At 70.1% G+C, this 26,739-nt stretch carries 24 protein-coding genes, 1 tRNA gene and 1 pseudogene; 14 read left to right on the forward strand and 12 right to left on the reverse strand.

The features are described 5' to 3' along the window. The 3 genes from QWU11_RS46145 to QWU11_RS46155 all read left to right on the forward strand — a co-directional run. Positions 1 to 363: hypothetical protein (locus QWU11_RS46145; protein ID WP_290120965.1), on the forward strand; the 363-nt coding region annotated here is incomplete at its 5' end. Positions 364 to 412: 49 nt separating this feature from the next. After that, positions 413 to 538: a hypothetical protein gene (locus QWU11_RS46150; RefSeq protein WP_290120966.1), complete on the forward strand. Its 126-nt coding sequence runs from the start codon at positions 413 to 415 to the stop codon at positions 536 to 538. Between the two features lie 166 nt (positions 539 to 704). Next, the gene (locus tag QWU11_RS46155; RefSeq protein ID WP_290120967.1) at positions 705 to 1,496 is read left to right on the forward strand and encodes a phage terminase large subunit; all 792 of its coding nucleotides are present in this window, start codon (positions 705 to 707) and stop codon (positions 1,494 to 1,496) included. A 396-nt stretch (positions 1,497 to 1,892) separates the two neighbouring features. On the opposite strand, the gene QWU11_RS46165 is transcribed toward QWU11_RS46155, so the two are convergent. After that, a tRNA-Arg gene (locus QWU11_RS46165) sits at positions 1,893 to 1,965 on the reverse strand. 440 nt (positions 1,966 to 2,405) lie between these two features. On the opposite strand from QWU11_RS46165, the gene QWU11_RS46170 reads away from it, so the two are divergent. The 7 genes from QWU11_RS46170 to QWU11_RS46200 all read left to right on the forward strand — a co-directional run bounded on the left by QWU11_RS46170 (position 2,406) and on the right by QWU11_RS46200 (position 10,576). Continuing rightward, the gene (locus QWU11_RS46170) at positions 2,406 to 4,376 is read left to right on the forward strand and encodes a KedN5 family methylcobalamin-dependent radical SAM C-methyltransferase (protein ID WP_290120968.1); all 1,971 of its coding nucleotides are present in this window, start codon (positions 2,406 to 2,408) and stop codon (positions 4,374 to 4,376) included. 153 nt (positions 4,377 to 4,529) lie between these two features. After that, the gene (locus QWU11_RS46175; protein WP_290120969.1) at positions 4,530 to 6,101 is read left to right on the forward strand and encodes an MFS transporter; all 1,572 of its coding nucleotides are present in this window, start codon (positions 4,530 to 4,532) and stop codon (positions 6,099 to 6,101) included. A 199-nt stretch (positions 6,102 to 6,300) separates the two neighbouring features. Then, positions 6,301 to 7,473, forward strand: a complete 1,173-nt coding sequence (locus tag QWU11_RS46180) for a class I SAM-dependent methyltransferase (protein WP_290120970.1) — start codon at positions 6,301 to 6,303, stop codon at positions 7,471 to 7,473. A 104-nt stretch (positions 7,474 to 7,577) separates the two neighbouring features. Beyond that, positions 7,578 to 8,045: a MarR family transcriptional regulator gene (locus QWU11_RS46185; protein WP_290120971.1), complete on the forward strand. Its 468-nt coding sequence runs from the start codon at positions 7,578 to 7,580 to the stop codon at positions 8,043 to 8,045. Then, positions 8,038 to 8,859, forward strand: coding sequence for an ATP-binding cassette domain-containing protein (locus tag QWU11_RS46190; RefSeq protein ID WP_290120972.1), 822 nt, complete (start codon positions 8,038 to 8,040; stop codon positions 8,857 to 8,859). The genes QWU11_RS46185 and QWU11_RS46190 overlap by 8 nt, the downstream gene beginning before the upstream one ends. Continuing rightward, entirely contained in the window at positions 8,816 to 9,640 is an 825-nt protein-coding gene (locus QWU11_RS46195) for an ABC transporter permease (RefSeq protein WP_290120973.1), read from the forward strand. Before QWU11_RS46190 ends, QWU11_RS46195 begins: the two co-directional genes overlap by 44 nt. Positions 9,641 to 9,796: 156 nt before the next feature. Continuing rightward, entirely contained in the window at positions 9,797 to 10,576 is a 780-nt protein-coding gene (locus QWU11_RS46200) for an SDR family oxidoreductase (protein WP_290120974.1), read from the forward strand. A 31-nt stretch (positions 10,577 to 10,607) separates the two neighbouring features. Here QWU11_RS46200 and QWU11_RS46205 read toward each other — a convergent pair whose 3' ends face one another. The 3 genes from QWU11_RS46205 to QWU11_RS46215 are packed head-to-tail and all read right to left on the reverse strand — an operon-like array spanning position 10,608 to position 14,232. Continuing rightward, positions 10,608 to 11,597, reverse strand: a complete 990-nt coding sequence (locus QWU11_RS46205) for a LacI family DNA-binding transcriptional regulator (RefSeq protein ID WP_290120975.1) — start codon at positions 11,595 to 11,597, stop codon at positions 10,608 to 10,610. Between the two features lie 60 nt (positions 11,598 to 11,657). Beyond that, positions 11,658 to 13,784, reverse strand: coding sequence for a DUF4132 domain-containing protein (locus QWU11_RS46210; protein WP_290120976.1), 2,127 nt, complete (start codon positions 13,782 to 13,784; stop codon positions 11,658 to 11,660). 31 nt (positions 13,785 to 13,815) lie between these two features. Next, positions 13,816 to 14,232: a MarR family transcriptional regulator gene (locus QWU11_RS46215; RefSeq protein ID WP_290120977.1), complete on the reverse strand. Its 417-nt coding sequence runs from the start codon at positions 14,230 to 14,232 to the stop codon at positions 13,816 to 13,818. Between the two features lie 132 nt (positions 14,233 to 14,364). Between QWU11_RS46215 and QWU11_RS46220 the strand changes: the two genes are divergently transcribed. Beyond that, the gene (locus QWU11_RS46220) at positions 14,365 to 15,297 is read left to right on the forward strand and encodes an NAD(P)-dependent oxidoreductase (protein WP_290120978.1); all 933 of its coding nucleotides are present in this window, start codon (positions 14,365 to 14,367) and stop codon (positions 15,295 to 15,297) included. Between the two features lie 41 nt (positions 15,298 to 15,338). Here QWU11_RS46220 and QWU11_RS46225 read toward each other — a convergent pair whose 3' ends face one another. From QWU11_RS46225 to QWU11_RS46245, 5 genes are all read right to left on the reverse strand, one after another. Then, positions 15,339 to 16,904 carry an MFS transporter gene (locus QWU11_RS46225; RefSeq protein ID WP_290120979.1) on the reverse strand — a complete coding sequence of 522 codons (1,566 nt, stop codon included), beginning with the start codon at positions 16,902 to 16,904 and terminating at the stop codon, positions 15,339 to 15,341. Between the two features lie 70 nt (positions 16,905 to 16,974). Then, a complete protein-coding gene (locus QWU11_RS46230; protein ID WP_290120980.1) occupies positions 16,975 to 17,571 on the reverse strand; it encodes an HD domain-containing protein in 597 nt (198 codons plus the stop codon). A 258-nt stretch (positions 17,572 to 17,829) separates the two neighbouring features. After that, positions 17,830 to 18,795, reverse strand: a complete 966-nt coding sequence (locus QWU11_RS46235; RefSeq protein ID WP_290120981.1) for a DUF2891 domain-containing protein — start codon at positions 18,793 to 18,795, stop codon at positions 17,830 to 17,832. Between the two features lie 8 nt (positions 18,796 to 18,803). Next, on the reverse strand, positions 18,804 to 19,769 hold the full coding sequence (locus QWU11_RS46240; protein WP_290120982.1) for a DUF979 domain-containing protein: 966 nt from the start codon (positions 19,767 to 19,769) through the stop codon (positions 18,804 to 18,806). Continuing rightward, a complete protein-coding gene (locus QWU11_RS46245; protein WP_290120983.1) occupies positions 19,766 to 20,455 on the reverse strand; it encodes a DUF969 domain-containing protein in 690 nt (229 codons plus the stop codon). Before QWU11_RS46245 ends, QWU11_RS46240 begins: the two co-directional genes overlap by 4 nt. 97 nt (positions 20,456 to 20,552) lie before the next feature. Between QWU11_RS46245 and QWU11_RS46250 the strand changes: the two genes are divergently transcribed. Then, positions 20,553 to 21,227 (forward strand): GntR family transcriptional regulator, encoded by a 675-nt coding sequence (locus QWU11_RS46250; protein ID WP_290120984.1) that lies wholly within the window; start codon positions 20,553 to 20,555, stop codon positions 21,225 to 21,227. Here the strand turns inward: QWU11_RS46250 and QWU11_RS46255 are convergent. Genes QWU11_RS46255 through QWU11_RS46265 form a run of 3 tightly spaced genes read right to left on the reverse strand, consistent with a single transcriptional unit; the run spans position 21,220 to position 24,952 of the window. Continuing rightward, a complete protein-coding gene (locus tag QWU11_RS46255) occupies positions 21,220 to 23,580 on the reverse strand; it encodes an aerobic carbon-monoxide dehydrogenase large subunit (RefSeq protein ID WP_290120985.1) in 2,361 nt (786 codons plus the stop codon). The genes QWU11_RS46250 and QWU11_RS46255 overlap by 8 nt on opposite strands. Beyond that, on the reverse strand, positions 23,577 to 24,077 hold the full coding sequence (locus tag QWU11_RS46260) for a (2Fe-2S)-binding protein (protein ID WP_290120986.1): 501 nt from the start codon (positions 24,075 to 24,077) through the stop codon (positions 23,577 to 23,579). Before QWU11_RS46260 ends, QWU11_RS46255 begins: the two co-directional genes overlap by 4 nt. Beyond that, the gene (locus QWU11_RS46265) at positions 24,074 to 24,952 is read right to left on the reverse strand and encodes a xanthine dehydrogenase family protein subunit M (RefSeq protein ID WP_290120987.1); all 879 of its coding nucleotides are present in this window, start codon (positions 24,950 to 24,952) and stop codon (positions 24,074 to 24,076) included. Before QWU11_RS46265 ends, QWU11_RS46260 begins: the two co-directional genes overlap by 4 nt. Positions 24,953 to 25,079: 127 nt before the next feature. Between QWU11_RS46265 and QWU11_RS46270 the strand changes: the two genes are divergently transcribed. Together QWU11_RS46270 and QWU11_RS46275 are read left to right on the forward strand one after the other, a co-directional pair. Further along, the gene (locus QWU11_RS46270; protein ID WP_290120988.1) at positions 25,080 to 26,012 is read left to right on the forward strand and encodes a LysR family transcriptional regulator; all 933 of its coding nucleotides are present in this window, start codon (positions 25,080 to 25,082) and stop codon (positions 26,010 to 26,012) included. A 44-nt stretch (positions 26,013 to 26,056) separates the two neighbouring features. Beyond that, a pseudogene (locus tag QWU11_RS46275) lies at positions 26,057 to 26,623 on the forward strand (aldo/keto reductase); the annotation flags it as partial. Positions 26,624 to 26,739 lie beyond the last annotated feature (116 nt).

Below are 26,739 nucleotides of genomic sequence, written 5' to 3' on the forward strand. Positions count from 1 at the left end.
GATCGGTCAGACGGCGCACCCGAACTGGATCTGCCATCCGACCAGCCTCACGGCATAGCGGACACCAACCATGAACATCGACCGGCGTGTCGACCAACCCGGCCAACGTTCATGGACAGAGCACTAGCAGACCTGGCGTCGGCGACGGAGGACGTGCAACAGGCCATTGAGGAAGTCGGTAAGCCGCTGCCCGAAGAGGAGAGCGAACGAGCCGCGATCTACCGCGCGCGCATTGAACGGCTCGTTCAGGATGCGGCGGCGTGGGGGGCGAAGCTCGGCTCTGGTCGGAAGGACCGCGCTCCTAGGCTGACGATCGAATGGGAAGGCGATCAGCCGCACTTGCGTATGCCCCGCCTCCACTGACTACGAACTACGCCTCATCAAGGATCTCCGGCATTACGAGGATCTTTTGATGCACGCCCCGGACGGCAACGAAAGAGCTCACGCGAAGATCAACACCATGCTGATACGTGAGGAGCTGCGCAAGCTGAAGCAGGCGAGCCGAATCCCTGACAGCCGCAAGGATTCGGATGCCTAGTGGGCACCCATGACTACCGCCATGTCCACCGCTACGAACCCCGCGGCGCAGCCCGGCGCGTCCTCGGATCCCGCGACCCCGAGATCCTCCTCTCCGGCCCCGTCGGCACCGGCAAGTCCCACGCATGCCTGCAGAAACTCCACCTCCAGGCGCTAAGTACCCCGTCATGCGCGGCCTCATCGTCCGCAACACCAAGACCTCCCTCACCTCCACCGTCCTCGTCACCTGGCGTCAGCACTTCCCCGGGGAAGTCCTCGCGAACGGAACCGCCCGCTGGTACGGCGGCTCAGCCGAGAAACCCCCGGCCTACGAGTACAAGAACGGCTCCTCCATTGCCGTCGGCGGCATGGACAAGTCCACGAAGATCATGTCCTCGGAGTACGACGTCGCCTACGTCCAAGAAGCCATCGAGCTCACCGTCGACGACTGGGAAGGCATCACCACCCGGCTCCGAAACGGCCGCATGCCGTACCAGCAGCTCATCGCCGACACGAACCCCTCGACGCCGACGCACTGGCTCAAGCAGCGATGCGACTGCGGCGACACGCTGCTCATGGAATCGTGGCACGAGGACAACCCCGTCTACGTCAACCCCGACGGCACGCCCACCCCGGCCGGCGAGCAGTACCTCGGCCTGCTCGACCGCCTGACCGGTGTCCAGTACCACCGGCTCCGCTCCGGGCTGTGGGTCTCGGCCGAGGGCCTGATCTACGAGGATTGGGACCCCTCGATCCACGTCGTCGACCGGTTCCCGATCCCCGACTCATGGACCCGCTGGTGGACCGTCGACTTCGGATACACCCACCCGTTCGTCCTGCAGTGCTGGGCCGAGGACCCCGACGGCCGGCTACCGCGAGATCTTCATGTCTCGGCGCCTGGTCGAGGACCACGCCCGGGACATCCTCCGCGCGGTGACCGAGGCCGTCCCCGGTGTCGAGCCGAAGCCCGAGGACGCTGACGACCCGCGCCGTGACGTGGCCGAGGGCCGGCGCCGCTGGACCGAGCCGCGGCCGCGCGCGGTGATCTCCGACCACGATGCCGAAGATCGGGCGACGCTCGTGAGACCAGCCTGCCGCCGATCACGCTACACGACCTCCGGCGCGGTGCGGCCACGATGGCGCTCGCGGCCGGAGTCGACATGGTCTCGGCGATGCTGCGGCACAGCTCGATCGCGATCACGGCGGACCTGTACGCCGAAGTGGTCAGCGAGCTTGCCCGCGAGGCTGCGGAGACGACGGCCACGATCCCTCGGAAGAAGGCGCGCGCCACGCGCCGGTCCCCCCACGGGCCCCCAAGGTCCGGATCCGTCCAACGGAGATCGAGTACATGAGGTGTTTTCCCTGGTCAGGCGAGGTGCCCCCGGCAGGATTCGAACCTGCGGCACACGGTTTAGGAAACCGTTGCTCTATCCCCTGAGCTACGAGGGCTTGACCTGCGGTGAAGCTTAGTCGGCCGGGGTCACCGACCCCTGCTGGCCCGCACAGGACCCGCGTCTCCAACTGGCCCGTGCTAGGCCCGCGAGACAGGGTAGCGCGCCGGAGGCCCCGGCATCGAACGGAAAAGCCGCTGACTTGATCACCGCGGGCCGTGACCCACACCGGTGAGCGGCACTCTCAGCGGGCTCGCCCGGGTCGGAACGTCCTCGTCATGGATCGGTCGAGTCCGCCGATCATGGCCCGGCAGACCTGATCCGGTGGTGGGTGGAAAGGCGCCGTACGCCGGAAGCGCACGACTGAAGTGGACGCCCTCCTCCTCTTGGTTTGATATTGGGACTGTCAGCATCGGCTATTTATCCGGGCGACATCGGCAGAAAACGGTGCCGCAGCGATTTCAAAGAATAGCGTCACCGCATGCAAAGGATAGTCACGTGGAACGCAAGGGGACAGTCGGCGTCAGTCTGGTTCAGCAAGGTGTCTGGGACATGCCGCTCGAATCTATGCCGCTGGCCTCCGGCTACATGAAAGCGGCCGCTCTCGCCGACGAAGAGATCAACCGTAACGCCGACATAAAAATACACAACTACCGCGGCGGCGTCACCCACGCCGCCATGGCGAACGATCTTCTGGCCGACAGTGACGCGGATATTCTCGCCTTCTCCGTTCTCGGCTGGAACTTCCGCACCTTCGGGTCGCTCGCCGCCACCTACAAGCAGATCAACCCCGACGGCTGGGTCGTGTTCGGGGGTACGCACGTCGCCAACCAGGCGGAACGCGTCTTCCAGATGTTTCCCGAGGTGGACATCGTCGTCAACGGCGAAGGCGAGCTCACCTTCCGCGAACTGCTCCGCGCGTACATCGACGGGGCTTCGAAGAACGATCTCGGCTGGATCGCCGGCATCTCCTACCAGGACAGCGAAAATAACACCCGTACGACCGAGGACCGCGACCGTATCGAGGACCTCGACATCATTCCCTCGCCGTTCCTCACCGGTGCCATCGACCTCACCAACGACGACGGTGAGTTCCGCTACGACGTCGCGCTCATGGAGACCAACCGCGGCTGTCCTTACAAGTGCGCATTCTGCTATTGGGGCGGCGCCGTCGGCCAGCGCGTGCGGGCGTTCTCCAGAGAGCGGCTGAGGGCCGAGCTCGAGATCTTCGCCAAGCACAAAGTGCACACGATCGTCGCCTGTGACGCCAACTTCGGCATGCTGCCGATCGACGTGGAGTTCGTCGACGACCTCATCGACATACGGGAACGCTACGGGTTCCCGCGAGCATTCGAAACGTCGTGGGCCAAGAACAAGTCGAAGGCCTTCTACGAGATCGTGCACAAGATGAACCAGGCCGATATGCGCAGCTCGTTCACGCTCGCGCTGCAGACGCTGAGTCCCGCGAGCCTGGAGACGATGAACCGCCGCAACATGAAGGTGAACGACTGGCAGGACCTGGCGGACTGGCTCGACGAAGAAGGGCTCGACTGTTACGCGGAGCTCATCTGGGGCACGCCCGGGGAGACCACGGAGTCCTTCATCCAGGGCTATGACCAGCTCGCACGCCGGGTCAGCAGGATCGCGGTGTATCCGATTCTGCTGCTGCCCAACACCGACTACATGGAGAAGAAGGACGAGCTGGGAATCGTCTCGGTGCGGGGCGACACGGACGACTTCGAATACGTCCTGGCGCACAACACCATGACGTTCGAAGAGAACCAGCAGATGCAGCGATTCTTGTTCTGGGCCCGCGTCGTGGCCGAGAACGCCGTCCTGCGCCACGTCTGGGTCGCCCTGCGCGAACTCGCCGACATCACCCAGTCCCAGCTGCTGCGCAGCCTCGACACCTGGGTCGCGGAGACCGACGACCCCGCCGCGGGCCCCCTCCGTACGGCACTCGCGAGCGCCCTCGGCGGCACCTCCGGGTTCGGGGCGGCCATCACCTATCTGTACGTCGAGCCCGAGGCCGGGCGCCTGCTCGAACGCTGGTGGGCCGAGGCGGTACGGCCGCTCGTCCCCGGTGAGCTGACGGCCGTGGTCGACGCGGTGTTCACCTACGACCTGCTCACCCAGCCCGTCTGCACCTCCGAGGAGGAGGCGCCGGCCAACGGCCTGAGCCTGGTGCAGGTACGCGGCCAGCGCTACTACGTGCGGGAGAACGTCACTCTCGACTACGACGTGCCCAAGATCCTCACCGCCTTACGCAAGAGGGAGAAGCCGGATCTCACCCCGGCGAAGAAGGAGTTCGGCCTCTACTACAAGACCGGCGCGATGAACGCCGTGACGTCGACCAACCACGAGGTCATCGTCCACTACATGGGCATGACGAGGGACCAGGTGCTCGCCTCCGCGGCGATGACCGAAGAGGACGGCGTCTCGGCCCTGATCGCCGACAGCAATTGCTGACCGACGACGAACATCCCCGCGGCGCCGGCGTCTCCGTACGCCGGCGTCGCGACGTAACAGCACGCACCGTGACCGATGAGTTTTCTCCTGTCATGTCGTCTCAACAAACGCGACCACCGTCCGACGGTGGCCCGCCGACGAAGGGAGCACGACATGACGACCGGCGCCCCGCCGAGGGCCGACTGGAGAGCCTGGATGGGACTGGCGGTGGTGGCACTGCCCACCCTGGTCGCGTCCATGGACATCAGCGTGCTTTTCCTCGCGCTGCCGCACCTGAGCGAGGCCCTCGAAGCCAGCGGTATCCAGCAACTGTGGATCATGGACATCTACGGCTTCGTGCTGTCCGGCTTCCTCGTCACGATGGGCACGCTCGGCGACCGCATCGGGAGCCGCAAGCTGCTGCTGATGGGCGGCGGCGCGTTCGGTGTGCTCTCGCTGATCGCGGCCTTCTCCAACGGCCCCGAGATGCTCATCACCTGCCGGGCCCTGCTCGGCATCGCCGGCGCCACGCTGATGCCGTCCGGGTTCGCCCTGGTCCGCAACATGTTCCTCGACGACAAGCAGAGATCCGTCGCCTTCGCGGTCTTCATCACGTGCGTCATGGGCGGCGGCACCGTCGGCATGGTGCTCGGCGGGGTCCTGCTGAACTACTTCTGGTGGGGCTCGGTCTTCATCGCCGGCGTGCCGGTCATGGCACTGCTCCTGCTGGCCGGGCCGTTCCTGCTGCCTGAGAACCGCAACCCCGGCGCCGGCCGCATCGACCTGCTCAGCGTCGCGATGTCCCTGCTGGCCATCCTGCCGATCGTGTACTGCTTCAAGGAGCTGTCCCGCAACGGCGTCGAGGCCACGCCCATCGTGATCGGGGTCATCGGCGTCGTCTTCGCCGTGCTGTTCGCGCGCCGGCAGTTCCGGCTCGAGGACCCGCTCCTCGACCTGCGGCTGTTCACCAACCGGGTGTTCAGCAACTCGCTGGTGATCATGCTGGTCGGCTCGTTCCTGATGTCCGGCATCATGCTGCTGTTCATCCAGTACCTGCAGCTGGTCAAGGGGCTCTCGCCGCTGAAGGCCGGCCTCTACATGATCGCCACGAGCGTCGCCATGGTGATCGGCATCATGCTGGCGCCGTTCATCTCACGGCTCGTACGGCCGGGGTTCGTGATCGCCATCGGCCTGTGCATCGCGGTGGTCGGGCTCTCGATCCTCACCCAGGTCGACACCACCACCGGGGTCGTCGTGGCGCTGGCCGGTCCCGTCATCACCAACCTGGGTGTCGGGCCCTTCGTGACACTGGCCACCGAACTGATCCAGGGGGCCGTGCCGCCCGAGAAGGCGGGGTCGGCGGGGGCCGTGTCGCAGACCAGCGGCGAGGGTGGCGTCGCGCTCGGCCTGGCCGCGCTCGGCGGCATCGGTCTCGCCGTGTACGGCAGCAAGATCAACATTCCTGCCGGTATCCCGGCCGGACCGGCGTCGGAGGCGAAGGAGAGCATCGCGGGTGCGGCGGTGGCGGCCACGCGGCTGCCGGCGGCGCAGGCGCAGCAGCTGTTCGCCAACGCGCAGGAGGCATTCACCTCCGCGCTGAACGTCGTCGCGATCATCGTCGCCGTCCTGGCGGCGCTGCTCGCCATCGTCGCGGCCACGATGCTGCGGGACGCCAAGCGGCCCGGTGAGGGCGCGGCCGCGCCCGAGGCGGACGAGAGCGCCGAGGCGGCACCGGTCGAATCCTGATCGACAATTGATCGTGGGTGGTGACGTGAGAACGTCACCACCCACAGAAATGCAAAGCCACGCTCACCGGCAATCTCGGAGATGCCCCGCCGTTCGACCAGGCAGATAATCGAGGCATACCGAGAAGGTACTGAGAGAATGTCCGCCGCTGCGACTAATGGCCGGACAGGTATCTCACGTCACCAAGGAGGGCGTGTTCGTGACTACAGACGTCAATTCGACCGACATTCTCGAGGAGCTGATTCCGGCGGTGCCGGGCGCGGTCACCGAGAAAGTGCGCAGCATCGGTTTCGAGCAGGTGTCACGCGCGCTGGTCGATGAGCTTGTCGCGCGCTGCGACCCGCCCTCCGTGGCCGGTGACACCGAGGTGCACCTGAAGGTCACCTTCGGCCCGGAGAGCGCCGACTACACCGTCACGATCGGGGACCGGAGCGTCGCGGCGGCGGCCGGCGTCCCGAAGACTCCGTGGACGCGGATCGAGATCAGCGTGGAGGGGTTCGCGGAGACGCTGTTCGGCCGCCCGAACACGACCGCCACCCCCCTCTGGAGGCACCAGGCGCTGCACGTGCCCGAGTCCCGTACGCCTCCGGGAGAGGTGCGGGCCATCCTGAAGATCCAGGAGGACGCCGACCGGTCCAACAACGCGCTGGTCACCGCGCTCAGCACGCACCGGCCGAGCCTCGAGCAGCTCGCGTACCGCTTCGGCACGGACAAGTGGGGCACGGTGCACTGGTACACCACCCACTACGAGCGCCACTTCGGCCCGCTGTCCAACGAGCGGGTACGGGTCATGGAGATCGGCATCGGCGGCTTCGACGACCCGGACGCCGGCGGCGCCTCGCTGCGGATGTGGCAGCAGTACTTCCGGCGCGGCATCGTCTACGGCCTCGACCTGTTCGAGAAGCGCATCCCCGTGCCGCGCATCCGTACGCTCCAGGGAAACCAGGCCAACGGCGACTCGCTGCGGAACGTGGCCGAAAAGCACGGCCCGTTCGACATCATCGTGGACGACGGAAGCCACCTCAACGAGGGCATCATCACCTCTTTCAAGACGCTCTTCCCGTACCTCAGGGACGGCGGAATCTACGTCGTCGAGGACATGGAGACCGCGTACTGGCCGGGCTGGGGAGGAAACCCGCCGGACCGCGCCGGAACGGCGACGTCAATGGGATTCCTGAAGACGCTCATCGACGGCATCAACCACCGCGAGTGGGACAAGGAAAACACCTCCTACTTCGACGACAACGTCGTGGCGGCGCACTTCTACCACAACATGGCGTTCATCGTTAAGGGCCCGAACCACGAGTGCGCGGCGCCGCCGCCCATCCGTACCGGCCCGCCGGACTACTGGCCGCCGCAGGACGGCGACTGAGCCGTGCAGGAGGGCGCCCCCGGCACACGCCGGGGGCGCCCTCGTCGTACCCGGTAACCAGGTAGGACTATTAATTACCTCTTATTGAGAGGTAATCTGATTTCGTGAGTGATGAGGGGGTACGGCTCGCCAGCGAGCTGATGGGCGTCAACGCCGCGATGCGGCGGCTCGTACGGCGAAGGCTGCGGCAGGAGGTGCCGCCACGGCTCCGGCCCGCGCAGGTCGAGCTGATGGCCGTCGTCGGCGGCCATCCCGGGATCAGCGTCGCGGGCGCGGCGCGCGAGCTGCATCTCGCCGACAACTCCGTGAGCACCCTCGTCAACCAGCTTCTCGCGTCCGGGATGCTGCGCCGGGAGACCGATCCCGACGACCGCCGGGCCGTACGGCTGGAGCTCACGCCTTCCGCGCAGCGGCACATGTCCGACTGGCGTGACCGCAGGGCGCGGCTGGTCGGCGCACGGATCGAGGAGCTGTCGGGTGAGGACCGGGCGGCGATCGCCGCCGCGCTGCCCGCGCTCGGCCGTCTCCTCACGAGTCTGCAGGAAGCGACGACGGGGGCCGAACATGACTGATCAGGACACGACGACGCCCCAGGCGGTCGTCTGCCGCGGGCTGCGCCACGCGTTCGGCGGCGCCGTGGCGGTCGACGGGATCGACCTCGAGGTCGCGGAAGGGGAGATCTTCGGGCTCCTCGGGCCGAACGGTGCGGGCAAGACCACCACGATCCGGCTGATCACCACCCTGCTGCCCGCCGGGCCCGGCATGGTCGAGGTGTTCGGGCGCGACGTGTCGAGCCACCGGATGGCGGTCCGCCGGACGATCGGCTACCTGCCGCAGCAACTCTCCGCCGACGGCGCGCTGACCGGTCAGGAGAACGTCGAGCTGTTCGCCCGTCTCTTCGACGTGCCACGCGCCGAGCGGCGGGAGCGCGTACGGGACGTGCTGGAGGCCGTGGGGCTAGGCGAGGCCGCCGGACGGCGCGCCCAGACGTACTCCGGCGGCATGATCCGGCGGCTCGAGCTGGCCCAGGCGCTGATCAGCTCGCCGCGGCTGCTGATCCTCGACGAGCCGACGATCGGGCTGGACCCGGTGGCACGCGACGGGGTCTGGGAGCGCATCCAGGAGGTACGCCGGGCCACCGGCATGACCGTCCTGGTGACCACGCACTACATGGACGAGGCCGACCAGTACTGCAACCGGATCGCCCTCATGCACCGCGGCCGGATCCGCGCGCAGGGCACGCCGGCGGAGCTCAAGTCGGGGCTCGAACCCGGGGCCACCCTCGAGGAGGTGTTCCGCACCTACACCGGCGACCAACTCGACGAACCAGGAGACGACTTCCGTGACGCACGCCGTACCCGCCGTACCGCCAGCCGGCTCGGCTGACCCGCCGTCCTGGATCACCTGGCGCCTCCTGCCGTCGCGCGTGGTCGCGATGTGCATCGTCGAACTCCAGAAGATCCGACACGACCGCACCGAGCTGTACACCCGCGCGATCCAGCCCGCCCTGTGGCTGCTGATCTTCGGTGAGACGTTCTCCCGGCTGCGCGCCATCCCGACGGGGAAGGTCCCGTACCTCGACTACCTGGCGCCGGGCATCCTCGCCCAGTCCACCCTCTTCATCGCGATCTTCTACGGCATCCAGATCATCTGGGACCGCGACGCGGGCGTCCTGGCCAAGCTCCTCGTCACACCGACGCCCCGTGCCGCCCTGATCACCGGAAAGGCGTTCGCGGCGGGCATGCGGTCGCTCACCCAGGCCGTGGCGATCCTGCTGCTGTCGGTGATCCTCGGCGTGACCCTGACCCTCAACCCGCTGCGCTGGCTGGGCGTCATCGCGATCGTGATGCTCGGCACCGCGTTCTTCTCGTGCCTGTCGATGACCATCGCGGGCGTGGCGATGTCCCGCGACCGGTTGATGGGCATCGGCCAGGCGATCACGATGCCGCTGTTCTTCGGCTCGAACGCCCTCTATCCCATCGGCCTCATGCCGTCCTGGCTGCGCGCGATCAGCTACATCAACCCGCTGAGCTATGAGGTCGACGCGCTGCGCCACCTCCTCATCGGCACGCCCGGCAACCTGCTCCTGGACTTCGGCGTCCTGCTCGTCGCCGCGGCGGCCGGCATCGCGGCGGCCTCGGCCCTCCTGGGCCGCCTCGTCCGCTGACCGGCGGCCGGTACGGCGCGGACCTGCGCGGTGTTCTCGGTATGACCGCGGATGGGATCCGCAGGCATGCCCGTACCGACGCCACCACCCGCTTCTGATCCCGAGCCCGAGGCGGGACCGTGCGGTGCGCCGCCGGCACTGTGAAACGATCCCGCCATGCATGACCTCACGCGACCACTCAACGACATGAACGCTCTGGTCATCGGAGGCGGGGGTGAAGGCATCGGACGCGCGATCTCGCGAGCGTTCGCCACGGCGGGTGCGGCCGTCGCCGTCGCGGACATCGATCCGGAGCGAGCCCGTGATGCCGCCAAGGAGCTGACGGAGGCCGGCGCTCGGGCCGTACCGCTCACCGGCGACGTCCGGTCCAGGCCCGCCGTGGACGGCTTCGTGGCGGATACCGTCGCCGGGTTCGGCCGGCTCGACACGCTCGTGACCGTCGTCGGAGGCCAGGTCGCGTTCGTTCCCGCGGTGCGGCTGCACGAGATGAGCGACGACGACTGGGATCTGGCGTACGAGATGAACCTTCGCTATGTGGCGCGGGCGGTCCGCGCCGCGATCCGTGCCTTCCTGGCCCAGGGGAGCGGCGGATCGATCGTCAGCGTCGGTTCGGTCGCCGGCATCATGGCCGCACCCACGCAGGCCGGCTATGGCGCTGCCAAGGCCGGCCTCGCCAGTCTCGCGAGGACCGTCGCCGCGGAGTACGCCGGTGACAAGATCCGTATGAACATCGTGGCCTGCGGCGCCATCTCGACGGCGACGGCGAACTCCGCGCCTCCCGACGAGGTGCCCGAGATTCCGATGGGCCGCCTCGGCGTACCCGGCGATGCCGCCGTGGCCGCCGTCTACCTGGCTTCACCGGCCTCGTCCTACGTGACCGGGCAGAGTCTGGTGGTCGACGGCGGCGTCACGGTACGCGGTCCGTTCTCGGTCTGACCAGGCCCGGCACCGCGGTCCAGGCAGAATCTCAGGCGGACGCGCGCACGACCAGTTCGGTGGGCAGGATCACCGGGGCGGTGGGGGGTTCGGCGGCGAGCAGCATCGTGACGATGCAGGCCGCGACCTCCGCGACCGGCTGGCGCACCGTGGTCAGCGGTGGTTCGCTGAACCGAGCGAGCTCGATGTCGTCGAACCCCGCCACCGCGACGTCCTCGGGCACCCGGCGGCCCGCCGCTCGCAGCGCGCCCAGGGCTCCGAGGGCCATCAGGTCCGACGCGGCGAACACGGCGTCGACCTCGGGGTCGTCCGCCAGGAGGTTTCGCATGGCGTTCGCGCCCGACTCGCGGGTGAAGTCTCCCGGTGCCACGAGCGGGCGGCGGTTCGCGGCGGTCAGGGCGGCGCGGTAGCCGGCCAGCCGGTCCTGGGCGGCGGTCATGTCCGGCGGGCCGGCGATGGTCGCGACGCGGCGCCGCCCCAGGCCGATCAGGTGCTCGACGGCGGTACGCGCGCCGCCCTCGTTGTCGCAGTCGCAGTACGGCACCGGCAGCGAGGACACCGGGCGTCCATGGGAGATCATCGGCACGCGTGAGCGGCCGAGTGCGGCGGGCAGCGGGTCGGCGCCGTGCATCGACAGCAGGATCACCCCGTCGACGTGGCCGCCCGCGACATAGCGCTCGACCCGGGCGTGCCCGGCCGGAGAGGAGGCGAGCATCAAGATGACCTGCCGGTCGGCGGCCTCCAGCTCCTGGCTCACCGCCCGGATGACCGCGGAGAAGAACGGGTCGTCGGAGAACACGCGCGACGGGGGCTCGGAGACCACCAGGGCGATCGAGTCGGTGCGCCGGGTCACCAGGCTGCGCGCGGCGGAGTTGGGGATGTAGCCGAGCTCGTCGACGGCGCGCATGACCGCGGTGCGTACGTCGGGTTTGACGTTGGCGGCGCCGTTGACGACGCGTGACACCGTGGCCCGCGACACCCCCGCGAGCGCCGCCACCGCCTCCAGCGTGGGTCGCCTCATCTGGCTCCGCCCTGTCGTACGCCTAGGTCAGACCGTTCCAGGAAGACCTTACGAGATCGCCTACAGCGACGAACCGGCCAGGCGGGTCAGGTCGGCGAGGACCTCCGAGGCGGTGACCGGGTCCAGGTCGCCGAAGCGGCGCCCGGCGCTCAGCCGGACCCGGGCCAGCCGCTGCTCCGGCAGCAGGTCCGGGTAGCCGGCCGGGATGCCCGGGTCGAGGTCGATCACGACGTCGCCGCCCTCGACGGGGCGGCTGATCCAGCACTCGATGCCGGCGTCCTGCGGGGCACCGCGCTCCCAGCCGCTCCGTGTCAGGCCGAGCAGCACGCCGAACGGGACGGTCACGTCCTCGAACCGCGCCAGGCGCGTGCCGGCCCGCTCCTCGTCGGTGAGCGTGTGCACCGGGCGGCCGAGCTGGGGGAACGGCTGGGTGATCTCGTAGTCGGCGAACAGGTCGGCCCAGGTCTTCAGCGCCTCGCCGAGGTGGAGCGGATGCGCGATGCCGACCCGCGCGGACTCCGGCAGCGTGACGGCGTCGTCCGCGGCGTCGGCGAGCGTACGGTCCTCGGCGACGCGGAACGCGCCGGCCTCGTCGCTCGTCCAGACCAGCCGCCGCGCGACGTGGCCCATGAGCGGGTGGCCGGCGAAGAAGGAGCGGAACTCCGCCGGCGTCCAGCGCCGTCCCGTGACCATGGCCGACTCCAGCCGCCGGATCTGGTCGGCGGCGACCGTGCGCACGTCCTTCTTGAGCGCGGCGAAGCGCTTCTTGGCGGCCGGGGCGAGGACGGGATCGTCCTTGGCGCCAGGTTTGGGGAGGTCCTTCCGCGGCCGGCCGTCGCCATCGAGGACGTACGGCCGGAGCTGTTCGTCGAAGCCGACGGTGAACCGCCGCGGGCCGTAGTCCAGGACGAGCCCGCCGTCCAGCCCGAAGTCGGGCACCAGCCGGTCGGCGAGCTGGTCGGCGGTGAGGCCGCGCTCGCGCGCGATCTGCCCGATGGTGCGCTCGGCCGCCTCCCGCAGCCCTCGGTAGCGAACGTTCCGAGCGATGCCGTTCAGGTGGATCAGCGCGACGTCGGTGCCGATCGCGGCGAGCGCCCGCAGGCCCTCGACGGCCTTGGCGTGCCCGCTCTGGCCGGGCCACGCGCGGATCACCGGCGTGAGCCGGCGTACGGTCTCGTCGTCGCCGAGCAGGCCGAGCTGGGTCACCACCCAGGTGCTGCGGGACGGCTCGCCGGCGCTCCGCCACGTCGCGAACAGCGCCCGGCCGAACTCCGCCAGCGACTCCTCGGTGCAGGCGCCCCGCACGTCCTGGAGATGCGGCCGGTCGGGGATGGCCAGCAGTGTGATGAGATGCCCGGTCGCGGCGACCGGCAGCGGCTCGCCGCTCGCGCGCAGCACCGGGCGGGGGAGCAGCGCCGGGTCCGCCCACGTGACCTTGGGCGGCGGGGCGGGCCGTTCTTTCGGGTCCGGCACGACGTCCTCCGAGGTCAGGAGGTCCGCGACGGCCTCGGCCGCCGCGTCGCCGTGCGTACGGGCGGCCTCGACGACGGCGTCGTGGCCGTGGAGCGAGGCGATGAGGCGCAGTGCCACGCCGGCGCCCCGGCGTGCCGCGCGGGGGCGGCCCAGGGCGTCCGGCACGAGGTGGGGCACGGCGGCGGTGCCGTGCCGCTCGAACCAGGAGCGGGTGAGGGCCTGCGCCGACTTCAGGCGGTGGCGCCAGTCGGCCATCATCCGGGCGACCTCGGTGTCGAGGAAGGGGAGGAGGGCGGCGCCCGTGCCGTACGCGTTGCGCTTGGCGAGCGGGAACACGGTGTCGCGCGCGTCCGTCTCGAACCGCGCGACGATCGGCTTGAGGCTGTACGCGAAGTCCCAGGTGACGTCGGGGCGCCAGTCACGTAGCAGCGGGCGCACGAGGTGCTCCGGCGCGCGGGCGAACAGCGCGGCCTGGGTCGGCGGGTAGCTCATCCCGCCGGAGACGTACTCCTCGACGGCCTCCTCCCAGCGGTCCTCGTCGGACGCGCCGTAGGAGTGGATCGCGGCCCACTCGGCCCGCTCGCCGTCCTTCCAGACGACGCGGCGGTCCGCGGGCGGTGTCAGACCAGGGATGACGACCGGATCCGTTTCGGCGACGTCTTTCGCCACACGCAGCCACGGCGGGTCGATCAGGACGGGGGGAACCTCGCTCACGGCGACACCGTACGGGAGGGTGCCGACGAAATCAGCCGTCCGACATCTCCTTGATGATCTTTGTGAGCGCACTGCGCAGGTGGCGGCGCTCCTCGTCGGTGAGCGTCGCCGTGGCCCGCTGTTCGAGCAGGCGGCGCTCCTCCTCGACCGGCCGCTGCGCGGCGCGCGCGCGTTCGGTGAGGTGGAGGCGTACGAGGCGGCCGTCCGCGGGGTCGCGGACCCGCGTCAGCAGCCCGGCCTCCTCCATACGGGTGGCGGTGTTGACGATCGTCGGGGTCGTGAGGTGCAGCCGCGCGGCCAGCTCTCCCGGCGTGAGGCCGTCGGTCTCCCAGAGCACGGCGAGGACGAGGTTCTGCCCGACGCGTACGCCGTGGCGGCTCATGGCCTCGTCGGCGGCGGCGCGCAACAGCTTGTGCGTCCGGGTGAACAGCGTGAGGAGCTCGCTCACCTGGCACCTCCTCTCGTACGGTCCGCTGGTCGGCCGCCACGAGAGTACCGCTCGAGGTAATCGTTTGCATGCTAGTGATCTGTCGCTCTACGCTAGTCGTTAGTTAGCTAGTGATCTCATAGGGACGGACGAATGATTCTCATCACCGGCGGGCTCGGCTTCATCGGCACCCATGTCGCTCGTGCCCTCCTCGACCTCGGCGAGCCGTGCGTCGTGACCCGTCACCGGTCGGCGCGCCGACCGGCGTTCCTGGACGACGAGAGGCTCTTCGTCGAGCCGCTCGACATCACCGACCCGTCCTCGTTCGGCGAACTCGGGAAACGGCACCCGATCACGGGCATCGTCCACCTCGCCGGGGCCGGGCTGGGCACGGGAGCGCTCGACGCCCTCGCCGTGAACACCCTGGGCCTGGTCAACGTCCTGCGCGCGGCCGAGACGTGGGGCGTCGGCAGAGTCGCGGTCGCCAGCACGATCGGCGTCTACGGCGGCGTGGCCGGCAACCCGCTGCGGGAGGACGCGCCGCTGCCGCTGCCGAGCCCCCACGTGATCCCCGCGACCAAGAAGATCAACGAGATCCTCGGGCTGTGCGCGGCGGGCGGCTCGGGGTTCGGCGTGGTGAACCTCCGCATCGCGGCGATCTGGGGCCCCCTCGGACGGGACCGGTCGCCGTTCTTCGCGACGCCGCGGCTGGTCAACGCGGCGGTGCGGGGCGAGGAGCCGTTCCCGCCGGACCGGATGCCGCATGCCGAGGACGGGATCGACATGTGTTACGTCAAGGACTGCGGGCGGGCCATCGCCCTGTTGCAGACCGCCTCCGGGCTGAACCACCACACGTACAACGTCGGCAGCGGGTACGCGACGACCAACGGTCAGGTCGCCGCCGCGGTCCGGGCGGCCGTACCGGAGGCGCGGTTCGAACTGCCCGCCGGACACGATCCCGCCGGTCCCGGAGAGGCGATCCACCTCGACACGACCCGGCTGCGGGAGGACACCGGGTTCCGGCCGGAGTACGACATCGAGCGGGCGGTCGCGGACTACGCCGGCTGGCTGCGGGCCGAGGGCTGAGAAGGCGGGCAGGCCCGCCGGGCCTGCCGCTCTTCCTTCGTTCAGCCGGCGGGGGTCAGGGCGGGTTCGTCGGCCTCCTCCAGGTGCTCGGGGATGACCTTGGGGACGCCGCGCAGCGTGAACAGGGCGGCCACGCCGGTCAGCGCGGCGAGACCGGCGCTGCAGAGGACCGCGGTGTGCATGCCGTCCACGAAGGCGAGCCGGGCGGAGCCGGTGACCTGGGCGGCGAGCCTCGCGGGCAGGGTCGCGGCGGTCTCCAGGGCGGCGCCGATCGAGTCCCGTACGCCGCGGTCGGCGCCCGCCGGAAGACCGGCCGGTACGTCGAGGCGGAGCCGGTAGGTGGCGGTCAGGACGCTGCCGAGCACGGCCATGCCGAGGGCGCCGCCGAGCTCGGTCGCGGTCTCGGAGATCGCGGAGGCCGCGCCCGCCCGGTCCTTGGGCACCGAGGCAAGGATCGTGTCGCCCGTGACCGTCATGGCCATGCCGACCCCCAGCGCGCACGGGATCATGGCGAGCAGAAGCGTCCAGTAGTTCGACTCGGTGCCGGTCAGGACGTACAGCGCGAACCCGGCGGCGGACAGCGCCATGCCGATCGCGACGACGCGTGCCCGGCCCACCGCGCTGATCAGCGGAGCGGCCAGCACGGCACCGCCGACGGCCGCCGCGACCCCGCCCGGCAGCCCGGCCAGGCCGGCGCGCAGCGGCGACCAGTGGAGTACGAGCTGGAAGTACTGGGAGAAGACCAGTGACTGGGCGACCAGGGCGAACATGGTGAACAGGTTGACGCCGACGGACCCGGAGAACGCCGCGTTGCGGAAGAGCCGTACGTCGATGAGCGGCGTCGTCAGTCGCCTCTGCCGCCAGACGAACGCCACCAGGCCGATGACGCCGACCACGACACCGGCGCCGACCTTGGTGTGCAAGAAGCCGATGTGGCCGGCCTCGGTGATCGCGTAGACGATCCCCAGGACGCCGGCGACGGACAGCGGAACACTCGGCACGTCGAGGCGGCCGGGGCGCGGGTTACGCGACTCGGGCAGGATGACGATCCCGGCGACCAGGACGAGCGCCATGATCGGCACGTTGATCAGGAAGACGGACCCCCACCAGAAGTGGTCGAGGAGCAGCCCGCCGAAGATCGGCCCCAACCCGACGCCGAGCGCGCCGACGCCGCTGGCGATGCCGACCGCCGTCGTACGCTCCCGCGCGTCCGTGAAGACGTTGCGGGTCAGTGACAGCGTCGAGGGCATGATCGTGGCGCCCGCGACGCCGAGCAGCGCCCGCGCCGCGATGAGCATCTCGGGACTGGAGGCGTACGCGGTCAGCCCCGAGACCGCGGCGAAGGCGGCCGTGCCGATGAGCAGCAGCTTCTTGCGCCCGATGCGGTCGCCGACGCCGCCCATGGTGACGAGCAGCCCGGCGAGCGCGAACCCGTAGACGTCGGCGATCCAGAGGATCTGGGTGCCGGAGGGGCTGAGATCCTCGATCAGATTGGGGATGGCCAGGTGGAGGGCCGTCAGGTCGATGGACAGGACGAGCACGGCCAGGCAGCAGATGCCCAGCGTCGCCCACTTGCGGGCGGTCCCGACGGAAGGAGAGGTGTTCATGCCCCCGAGATTCGCGGGAGCCGCTTACCGTCCGCGCACCGTCGCCTGACCGCCTCGCGTACGCGGACGGTCAGGCGTGTCCTGCCTGCCAGGCGGCGTACCACTGTTCGTACCAGGGGTGCTCGGCGGCGAGGGGGAGGAAGCAGGCGACGGTCTCTTCGTAGTAGGAGGCTCGTTTCTCCGGCCGCGGGTGCGTCTCGAGGCGCTGGACGTTGCTGAGCCGGTCGGCGAGCTTGAGCCAGAGCGCGCGTTCGGGAGCCTGGGCGAGGGAGTCCAGATAGCGCCGGCGCGCGGCGTCTTCGGGCTCTCCTGGGCGGGCGTCGGGCTTGGTGACCCAGGCGACGAGGCCGGCGACGTCTTCGCCGAACTCCTCGCGTACTTCGGCGAGGCTCGTCCCGGTGTCTTCCACGACGTCGTGCAGGACGGCGGCCACAAGGACGCCGCGATCGGTCACTCCGGGACCGTGGACGAGGATTCCCACGGTCTCCAGCAGGTGTTCGAGGTAGGGCTCCCCGGCCGGCCGCCGCTGATCGCCATGCCGCTCCACGGCGAACTCGACGGCGTCATCGAGCGCGGCGAGCGTCTCGTCGGGCACTCGCCCGGCGAGCTCGCTCCGCAACCCATCCCACGTCCGGTACGGCCCGAACACGGGAAACGTCCAGGTCACCACGCCATTCCCATCGTCGAAGGGGTCGTCAGGGGATCGGCATCGGCACCGGCTCCGGTACGCCGGCCGGCTCGGGCAGGTCCATCACCGAGGTGATCCGCTCCGCGAGTCGCGCATGGGCGCCGGGCGGGCAGTTCCCGGCGATTCGGGCTACCGGCTGAGTGCACGACCACCAGCACCGTACGGCGGCCACCGCCGGTGTTCCACCGGGCGGCGTCGGCCCCGAAAGGGCCGGCGACCCACGACTCAAGCGACATGTCAGGCGGTCTGGGCGAGGTAGGCGTACGTGGCGAGCCAGTGGTCGCTCACGAAGCCCTTGCCGGACACGTGGGGGAGGCTCGCGTCCAGGTGTTCGGTGGCCGCTTCGCGCAGCGGGGTGGTTCTCGGGTCGGACTCCCCCAAAGCGCCCGCGAGCAGGCGGAAGTGCCAGGCTCGGGACAGATTCAGGCCGTACAGGTGGGCCTGGTGGCCGTCAGTCTCGTCGTGGACCTCGGCCGGGGTGAACAAGGAACGGGGCTCGGCGAGGCCCGGCAAGAAAGCCTCCAGCCAGGCAGGAAAGGCCCCGGCGGGAAGCACCCGGCGCATCAGGTCGGCCTCCGACAACGCCGGGGACAGGAAGTCCTGGCCGCTCGGCTCCCACGCCGCCGGATAGTCGCGGTCCGCGGCGAACCACTCCACCGCGCGCTTGGCGATCGTCGACGCCAGGCGGTCGCGGCCGAGGGCCGCCCCGTTATCGTGCAGCAGCGCCAGCCCGAAGGCCGTGTTCGAGTGCACGCCGTGCCGTACCGGGGCCACCGCGCGATCCAGCCAGGAGAAGGTCAGTTCCTCGATCGCGTCGACGAGCGGGCCCAGCGCCGCCGACCAGGCCTCCGCCGCCGGGTCCGGGCACTCGGCGCACGCGGCGGCCAGGGCCAGGCCCCACGCCCAGCCGTACGGGCGCTCGAACGCCGGGTTCGCGCGTAGATGCGCCGCCTCGGCCTCGATCGCGTCGACGGTCAGGGTGGTGTCGAGGACGTCCCGTGCGAGCGACGGAACCTCGGGCAGCAGGCGGACCAGCAGCCAGTGCATGTGCACGCACGAGTGCCAGTCGTACGCGCCGTGGAACGCCGGGTGCAACTCGCTGGGGCGGGACGTCTCGCCCGGCCCGCGTACGACCTGCTGCGTGGCGTGCGGGAACTCGGTGCGGATGTTGCGTACGGCGACCTCCGCGTAACGCGTGAGCATGACACCTCTCAGAATGCCAGGAAGTACATCAGGGCGACGTTGCAGGCCAGCAGCGGGATCGCGGTCGGGATCTGCGCCTTGATCGGGCCGTATCTGTCCTTCATCTCCAGCAGCGCCGCCGGCACGATGTTGAAGTTCGCGGCCATCGGCGTGCACAGGGTGCCGCAGAAACCGGCCAGCATGCCGATGGCGAAGACCGCCGCCGCGTTGCCGTGGAAGTGCTGCACGAGGACCGGGTACCCGATCGCGGCCGTCATGATCGGGAACGCGCCGAACGCGTTGCCCATGATGACGGTGAACAGGGCCATGCCCACGCAGTAGACGAGGACGCCGCCGAACAGCGAGTCGCCGGGCAGGACCTTCTCGGTGAGGCGGCCGACCTCCTTGCCGACCCCGGCCGCGACGAAGAGCTGGCCGAGCGTCGCGAGCATCTGGGGGAGTACGGCGGCCCAGCCGATCGCCTCCAGCAGCCGCCGGCCTTCGGTGAGCGGCGTGAGCGGCGAACGTGGCGCTACGATCGCGAACCCGAGGGCCACCGCCACGATCGCGGCGACGCCCAGGCCGATCAGCGTCTCGGAGTCCTTCTGCAGCAGCGGGCGGTCGCCGATATGGATCTTGAGGCCGACCGCGACGATGACGACCACGACCGGGATGGTCAGCGCCGGGACGAACAGGCGGTTGCCGAACCGGTCGGCGCCGGCCTCCTGTTCGGCGCGGCTCGGGCCGGTGGCGGCGCCGCGGCCGAGCTGCCCGGTCGCGACCAGCACCGCCATGGCGATCACCGCGAGGCCCAGGATCCAGGCGGGTGCGGTCTTGTTCACCACGTACGTGCCGTAGACGAACGAGCCGCCGATCAGCACCCAGAACGCGCCGCTGCCGAACCGGCGGGCGTTGGTGCGGTCGGGGAAGGTCAGCAGGCCGACCGCGACGAAGATCGCGCCGCACAGCCAGTAGAACCACTCGACCTTGATCATTGCTCCACCTCCGACGAAGCCACCATGCCGGTCAACCGCCGGTCCAGCAGGAGCAGCCGCGAGCCGTGGATCACGAACGCGCACACCGCGGTCGGGATCGCCCACAGCGCGACGTGCAGGGCGTCGAGGTCGAGCCCGTACGCCGAGTCGACGAAGCCGGTGATCAGCAGGATCGAGCCGATCGCCACGAAGATGTCCTCGCCGAAGAAGACGCCGACCGTGTCGGCGCTCGCCGCGAAGCCCTTGATCTTCTCCCGTACGGCCTCGGGCAGATCCGTGCCGTACCGGCGCTCGGCGGCGCCCTCGGCCATCGGGTAGATCAGCGGGCGGACCATCTGCGCCGGGCCGCCGACCGCCCACAGGCCGATCGCGGCGGTGACCTGGCGGATCAGCTGGTAGAGCACGAGGATCCGTCCGGTGGTGAGCGCGCCGAGCCGGGAGATCAGGCGGCGGCCCTGTTCTTGCAGGCCGAAGCGTTCGATCAGGCCGATGACCGGGAGTACGAGGACGAACAGGGTGACCGACCGGCTCGCGGCGAAGCCGTTGCCGAAGGCGTTGAGGATCTCCAGCGGCGAGAGGTGGCCGAGGAATCCGGTGGCGATGCCCGCGACGGTGACGACGACGAGGGGGTTGAGCCGTAGCGCGAATCCGATGACGACGAGCAGAACGCCGATGAGAACGAGCATGAGCGCCTTCCTTTCCCGAGTAGGGGGTCAGGGGCGGACAGGGCGCAGCCGTTGCGGGTACGGTACGTATTGTTGAGCAATCCGGCAAGGGGGCAATGTGGAATCGGACCTCACCGGACTGTCCGGCGCGCGAACGCTTCTCGACCGCACCAGCACCGTCTCCCGCCTCGCCGGCGCGCTGCGCACGCGCATCATCGAGGGCGCGCTGCGACCCGGCGCCCAGCTTCCCGAGCACGCCGTGGCCGACCTGCTCGGCGTCTCGCGCAACACGCTGCGCGAGGCGTTCCGGCTGCTCGCGCACGAGGGGCTGGTCGTGCACGAGCCGCACCGCGGGGTGTTCGTGCGTACGCTCGACGCCGCCGACGTCCGCGACATCTACACGACGCGCCGCCTGGTCGAGTGCGCCGCCGTACGCAGCGAGAACGCGCCGCCCGAGGCCGTCGCCGAGCTCCGGGCGGCCGTCGGAGCGGCGCAGGCCGCCGTCGCCGGGGAACGCTGGAACGACGTGGGCACGGCCGACCTGAGGTTCCACGCGGCGATCGTCGCGCTCGCGGGCAGCTGGCGGCTCGACGGCCTCATGGACCGCGTCCTGGCCGAGCTGCGGCTCGCCTTCCACGTCCTGGACGACCCGCGCCGCCTCCACGAGCCGTACGTCCGCCGCAACGGCGAGATCGCCGCCCTTGTAGAGCAGGGCCGTACGGCCGACGCGGCCGACGCGCTCGCCGCCTACCTCGACGACGCCGAGCGGGAGTTGCTCGCCGGGATCAGGTGATCGCCAGGTCGGTGCGGAACGGGCGGCCCTGGATGGTGCGCCAGACGTTCGCCGGCGTGAGCGGCATGTCGGCGTGGCGGATGCCGTACGGCCGCAGCGCGTCCACGACCGCGTTGACCACCGCGGGAGGCGAGCCGACGGTGGCCGACTCGCCGACCCCCTTGGCGCCGAGCGGATGGTGGGGCGAGGGCGTCACGGTCGCGCCGAGCTCCCACGACGGGCACTCCATGGAGGTCGGCAGCAGGTAGTCCATGAACGAGGCGCCCAGGTGGTTGCCTTCCTCATCGAACGCCATGACCTGCATCAACGCCATGCCGACGCCGTCCGCGAGGCCCCCATGCACCTGCCCTTCGACGATCATCGGGTTGATGCGGACGCCGCAGTCGTCCACCGCGATGAAACGCCGGACCCGCACCTTGCCGGTCCCGGCGTCGACGTCCACGACGCAGATGTACGCGCCGTAGGGGTAGGTGAGGTTCGGCGGGTTGTAGACGGTGGTCGCGTCGAGGTGACCCTCGACGCCTTCGGGCAGTTCGACGCGGCCGTGCGCGGCCATGGCGATCTCCTGGATCGTCACGCCGGACGCCGGGTCGCCGCGCACGAACCAGCGCCCGGCCTCCCACTCCAGGTCGCCCGGGTCGGCCTCCAGCATGGCGCCGGCGACGAGCCGCGCCCGCTCGCGCACCTTGCGCGTCACGACCGCGGTCGCGGCGCCGGACACCGGGGTCGAGCGGGAGCCGTACGTGCCGAGCCCGAACGGCGTCTGGTCGGTGTCGCCGTGCACGACCTCGACGTCGTCGGCCGGGATGCCGAGCTCCTGCGCGACGATCTGGGCGAACGTCGTCTCGTGGCCCTGGCCCTGGGTCTGCACCGAGATGCGCAGGACGGCCTTGCCGGTGGGGTGGACGCGCAGCTCCGCGCCGTCGGCCATGCCGAGCCCCATGATGTCCATGTGCTTGCGCGGCCCGGCGCCGACCGCCTCCGTGAAGAAGCTGATGCCGATGCCCATCAGCTCGCCGCGCGCCCGCCTCTCCGCCTGTTCGAGGCGGAGCTTGTCGTATCCGGCGAGGTCCAGGGCGACCTGCAGCGTCGTGGCGTAGTCGCCCGAGTCGTACTCCCAGCCGGTCGCGCAGGTGTACGGGAACTGCTCGGGCTTGATGAGGTTCTTCATCCGCAGCTCGGCCGGGTCGAGGTCCAGCTCGGCGGCGACCATGTCGATGAGGCGTTCGACCAGGTAGACGGCCTCGGTGACGCGGAACGAGCAGGCGTACGCCACGCCGCCCGGCGCCTTGTTGGTGTAGACGCCGGTCACCTCGCAGTGCGCGGCCGTCAGGTCGTATGAGCCGGTGAAGACGTGGAAGAACCCGGCGGGGAAGCGCGTCGGCTGCGCGGTGCCGTTGAACGCGCCGTGGTCGGCGAGGGTCGTGACCCGGACCGCCAGGATCCTGCCCTCCCGCGTCGCCGCGATCGAGCCGCTCATGTGGTAATCGCGGGCGAAGGAGGTGGTCATGAGGTTCTCGGACCGGTCCTCCATCCACTTCACCGGCCTCCCGGTGACGATGGAGCCGACGATCGAGCAGATGTAGCCGGGGTAGACGCCGACCTTGTTGCCGAAACCGCCGCCGATGTCGGGGGAGACGACCCGGATCTTGTGCTCGGGCAGGCCGGCGACCAGCGCGTACATCGTGCGGTGCGCGTGCGGGGCCTGCGTCGTCGTCCAGACGGTCAGCTTCCCGGTGACCTTGTCCATGTCGGCGACGATGCCGCAGGTCTCCAGCGGCGCCGGATGCACCCGCGGATAGATCATGTCCTGCGACACGACCACCTCCGCGCCCGCGAAGACCTCATCCGTACGGGCCCGGTCGCCCGCCTCCCAGTCGAAGATGTGGTTGTCCGTACGGCCCTCGACGTCGTCCCGGATCACCGGTGCGTCCTCGTCCATCGCCCGGCGAACGTCGGAGACGACCGGGAGCGGGTCGTAGGTCACGTCGATGAGTTCAAGCGCGTCGCGCGCGGAGTAGCGGTCCTCCGCGACCACGTACGCGACCTCCTGGCCCTGGTAGCGCACCTTGTCGGTGGCGAGGACCGCCTGGACGTCGTTGGACATCGTCGGCATCCAGGCGAGGCTCATCGTGGCGAGCGTCTCGCCGGTGATCACGGCCTTGACCTTGGGATGGGCCTCGGCGGCGCTCGTGTCGATGGACAGGATCCGGGCGTGGGCGTGCGGGCTGTGCAGGACGGCCCCGTGCAGCATGCCCGGCAGCTTGATGTCGTCCACGAACGTGCCGCGCCCCCGGATGAAGCGCGCGTCCTCCTTGCGCCGCATCGGGCCGAAGCCGTGGTGCGGGCTCACAGGACCACCTCCGGTCCCGCGAAGCCCAGCATCGGCTCGGCGGGGTGCTCGGCGGCCCAGCGTACGGACCGGACGATGTTCTCGTAGCCGGTGCAGCGGCAGAGCTGCCCGGAGATCGCCTCCCGGATCTCCAGGTCGGAGGGGTCCGGGTTCTTGTCGAGCAGCCAGCGCGCGGTCATCAGCATGCCGGGGGTGCAGAAGCCGCACTGCAGCCCGTGGCACTCGGCGAACCCCTTCTGCACGGGGTCCAGCTCGCCGTCCCGCTCCAGGTCCTCGACCGTGCGCACGGTCCTGCCGTTGGCCATGACCGCGAGCACCGTGCACGACTTGACCGGAACGTCGTCGAGCCACACGGCGCAGACGCCGCAGTTGGACGTGTCGCAGCCCCAGTGCGTACCGGTCAGGTCGAGGTCGTCGCGCAGGAAGTGGACGAGCAGCAGCCGCGGCTCCACGTCGCGCTCGTACTCCTCGCCGTTCACGGTGACGGTGATCTTCATGGGCGGGCGCCTTCCGCCGCGCGCCGCAGCGCCCGGGTGGTGAGTTCGCCGGCGAGATGCCGTTTGTAGTCGGCCGGACCACGCTGGTCGGCCGAGGGCCGGCAGTGCTCGGCCGCGATCCGCCCGGCCTCGGCGAAGGACTTCTCGACGGCCGGCCGCCCGCGCAGGTAGTGCTCCGCCTCGGCCGCCACGAAGTGCTCGGCGCCCACGGCGGTCAGGCCGATCCCGGCGTCGGCGACCGTCTCGCCGTCCAGCCAGAGGGCGGCCCCGGCCGCCGCCAGCGGCCAGTCGCCGGCGCGGCGGTCGACCTTCTCGTACGCGCTGCAGTAGCGCGCGCCGGGGCGGGACGCGATCGGCACCCGCAGCTCGGTGAGCAGCTCGCCGTCCTGGACCGCCGTCTCGTACGGGCCGAGGTGGAACTCCCGCATCGGGATCGTCCGGCTGCCCAGCGCGCCCCGGATCACGGCCGACGCGCCGAGGGCGGCGAAGGCCGCCGACAGGTCCTCCGACGGGTCGGCCTGGCACAGCGACCCGCCGACCGTGCCACGGTTGCGGACCAGCGGGTCGGCGATGACGCGCTCGGCCTCGCGCAGGATCGGGAAGTGCTCGAAGGCGACGGGGGAGTCGAGCAGCTCCGCGTGGCGTACGAGGGCGCCGATGAGCAGTTCGCCGTCCGCGACGCGGACGTAGGAGAGCTCGTGGACGTCGTTGATGTCGATCAGCGCCTCGGGCGCGGCCAGCCGGAGCTTCATCATCGGCAGGAGGCTGTGGCCGCCCGCGACGACCCGCGACTCGGGCCCGTACCTGGCGAGCAGGGCGAGGGCGTCCTCGATGTCCGTCGCTCTCGCGTACTCGAAGTGCGCGGGAACCTGCATGGTGCTCCCCCTGGTCGGCGCCGGCCCTCAAGAGCATGGTCCTGGCGGCGACCACGCACAACATCGGGATAATTGTTCGCTTAACCACCTTGCCACGGAGGACCACGTCAGGGTCACACTGACCTCTGTGACCCTGACGCAACTGAGTGTTTTCGTGTTGGTCGCCCGGCTCGGTTCGGTGAAGGCGGCGGCACGCACGCTCGACGTGAGCGAGCCCGCGGTGTCCCAGGCGCTCAGTGCCCTCCGCCAGCACCTCGGCGACCAGCTCGTCACCCGCGGCCCGTCGGGGATGACCCTCACGCCGGGCGGCACCCGGCTGCTCGGCATCGCCTCGCAGATGGTCGCGCTGGGCGCCGAGGCGGAGGCGACCGTTCGCGCGGCGCAGGGCGCGCCCGAACCCCTGCGGATCGTCGCCAGCAGTACCGTCGCGGAATTCGTCAGCGGCCCGCTCATCGACGCCTTCGTCACCAAGTCCGCCCGCAAGGTCGACGGGTCGTCCGGGGTCGCCACGACCGACGAGATGCCGGTGCTGGTCGCGAACCGCCTCAGCGACCTCGCGCTCGGGCCCTCGCTCCGTACCGACCCGAGCCTGGTCAGCGAGCCGGTGCTGCGGACCAAGCTGATCGTCGTCGGGTCCGCGCGCCATCCGCTGCGCAGCGACGTCGCCTGGCTGGTCGACCCGGCCGGCACCGATCCCGAGAGTGACACCGGACGCCTGCTGCGGCGGCTGCGCGTGCCCGACTCGCGCATCCGGGTGTTCCCGAACCAGACCGCCGCCTGGACCGCGGCGGCCGACGGCGCCGGAGTCGCGCCCGCCTTCGCCCATCTCGTCGCGCCGCAGCTCCGGCGCGGCGACCTCGTCGTGATCACGACGCCCGCGACGCCCATGGCGACGGCGTGGTACGCGACCACGATGTCGGCCGAGCGCCGGTCGGCGACGGCCGGGGCGTTCCGGAGGTTCCTGGGCACCCCCGACGCCATGCACATCATGCAGTCGGCCGGGACGGGATCTCCGCCGTCGCGCTTCCGGCCGCCGGTCTACGTCACGATCTGGAGCTGATCCCGCCGGACGGCCCGCCGCCCGGCGGGGAGAGACTGGGCGTCATGGATTACGTGAAACTGGGTTCGACCGGTCTGGACGTTTCGCCGATCTGCGTGGGATGCATGAGCTTCGGCGAGCCCGGCCGGGGCAACCACACCTGGACGCTCGACGCGGAGCAGGCGCGGCCGCTCATCCGCCGCGCGATCGAGGCGGGCGTCAACTTCTTCGACACCGCCAACGTGTACTCCGCCGGCAGCAGCGAGGAGATCACCGGCCGCGCGCTGGCCGACTTCGCCCGGCGCGACGAGATCGTCCTGGCCACCAAGGTGCACGGCCGTACGCACCAGGGCCCGAACGGCGCCGGCCTGTCCCGTAAGGCGATCTTCGCCGAGATCGACAACAGCCTGCGGCGGCTGGGCACGGACTACGTCGACCTGTACCAGATCCACCGCTGGGACGACCGGACGCCGATCGAGGAGACCCTCGAGGCCCTGCACGACGTGGTCAAGGCGGGGAAGGCGCGCTACATCGGGGCCTCGTCGATGTACGCGTGGCAGTTCTCCAAGGCGCTCTACACCTCGGAGCGGCACGGCTGGACGCGGTTCACCACGATGCAGAACCACTACAACAAGTACTTCACTTCATGCAACTCCAACTGAGAGTCGCATAGATCACTGAGAGTGACACTCGCCCCGAAGATCGTTTTTATGGTTTGGGTTCCGATCTTGACTGGGTAATCATGGAT

It is taken from the genome of Actinomadura sp. DC4 (assembly GCF_030406325.1).
Taxonomy (GTDB): domain Bacteria; phylum Actinomycetota; class Actinomycetes; order Streptosporangiales; family Streptosporangiaceae; genus Actinoallomurus.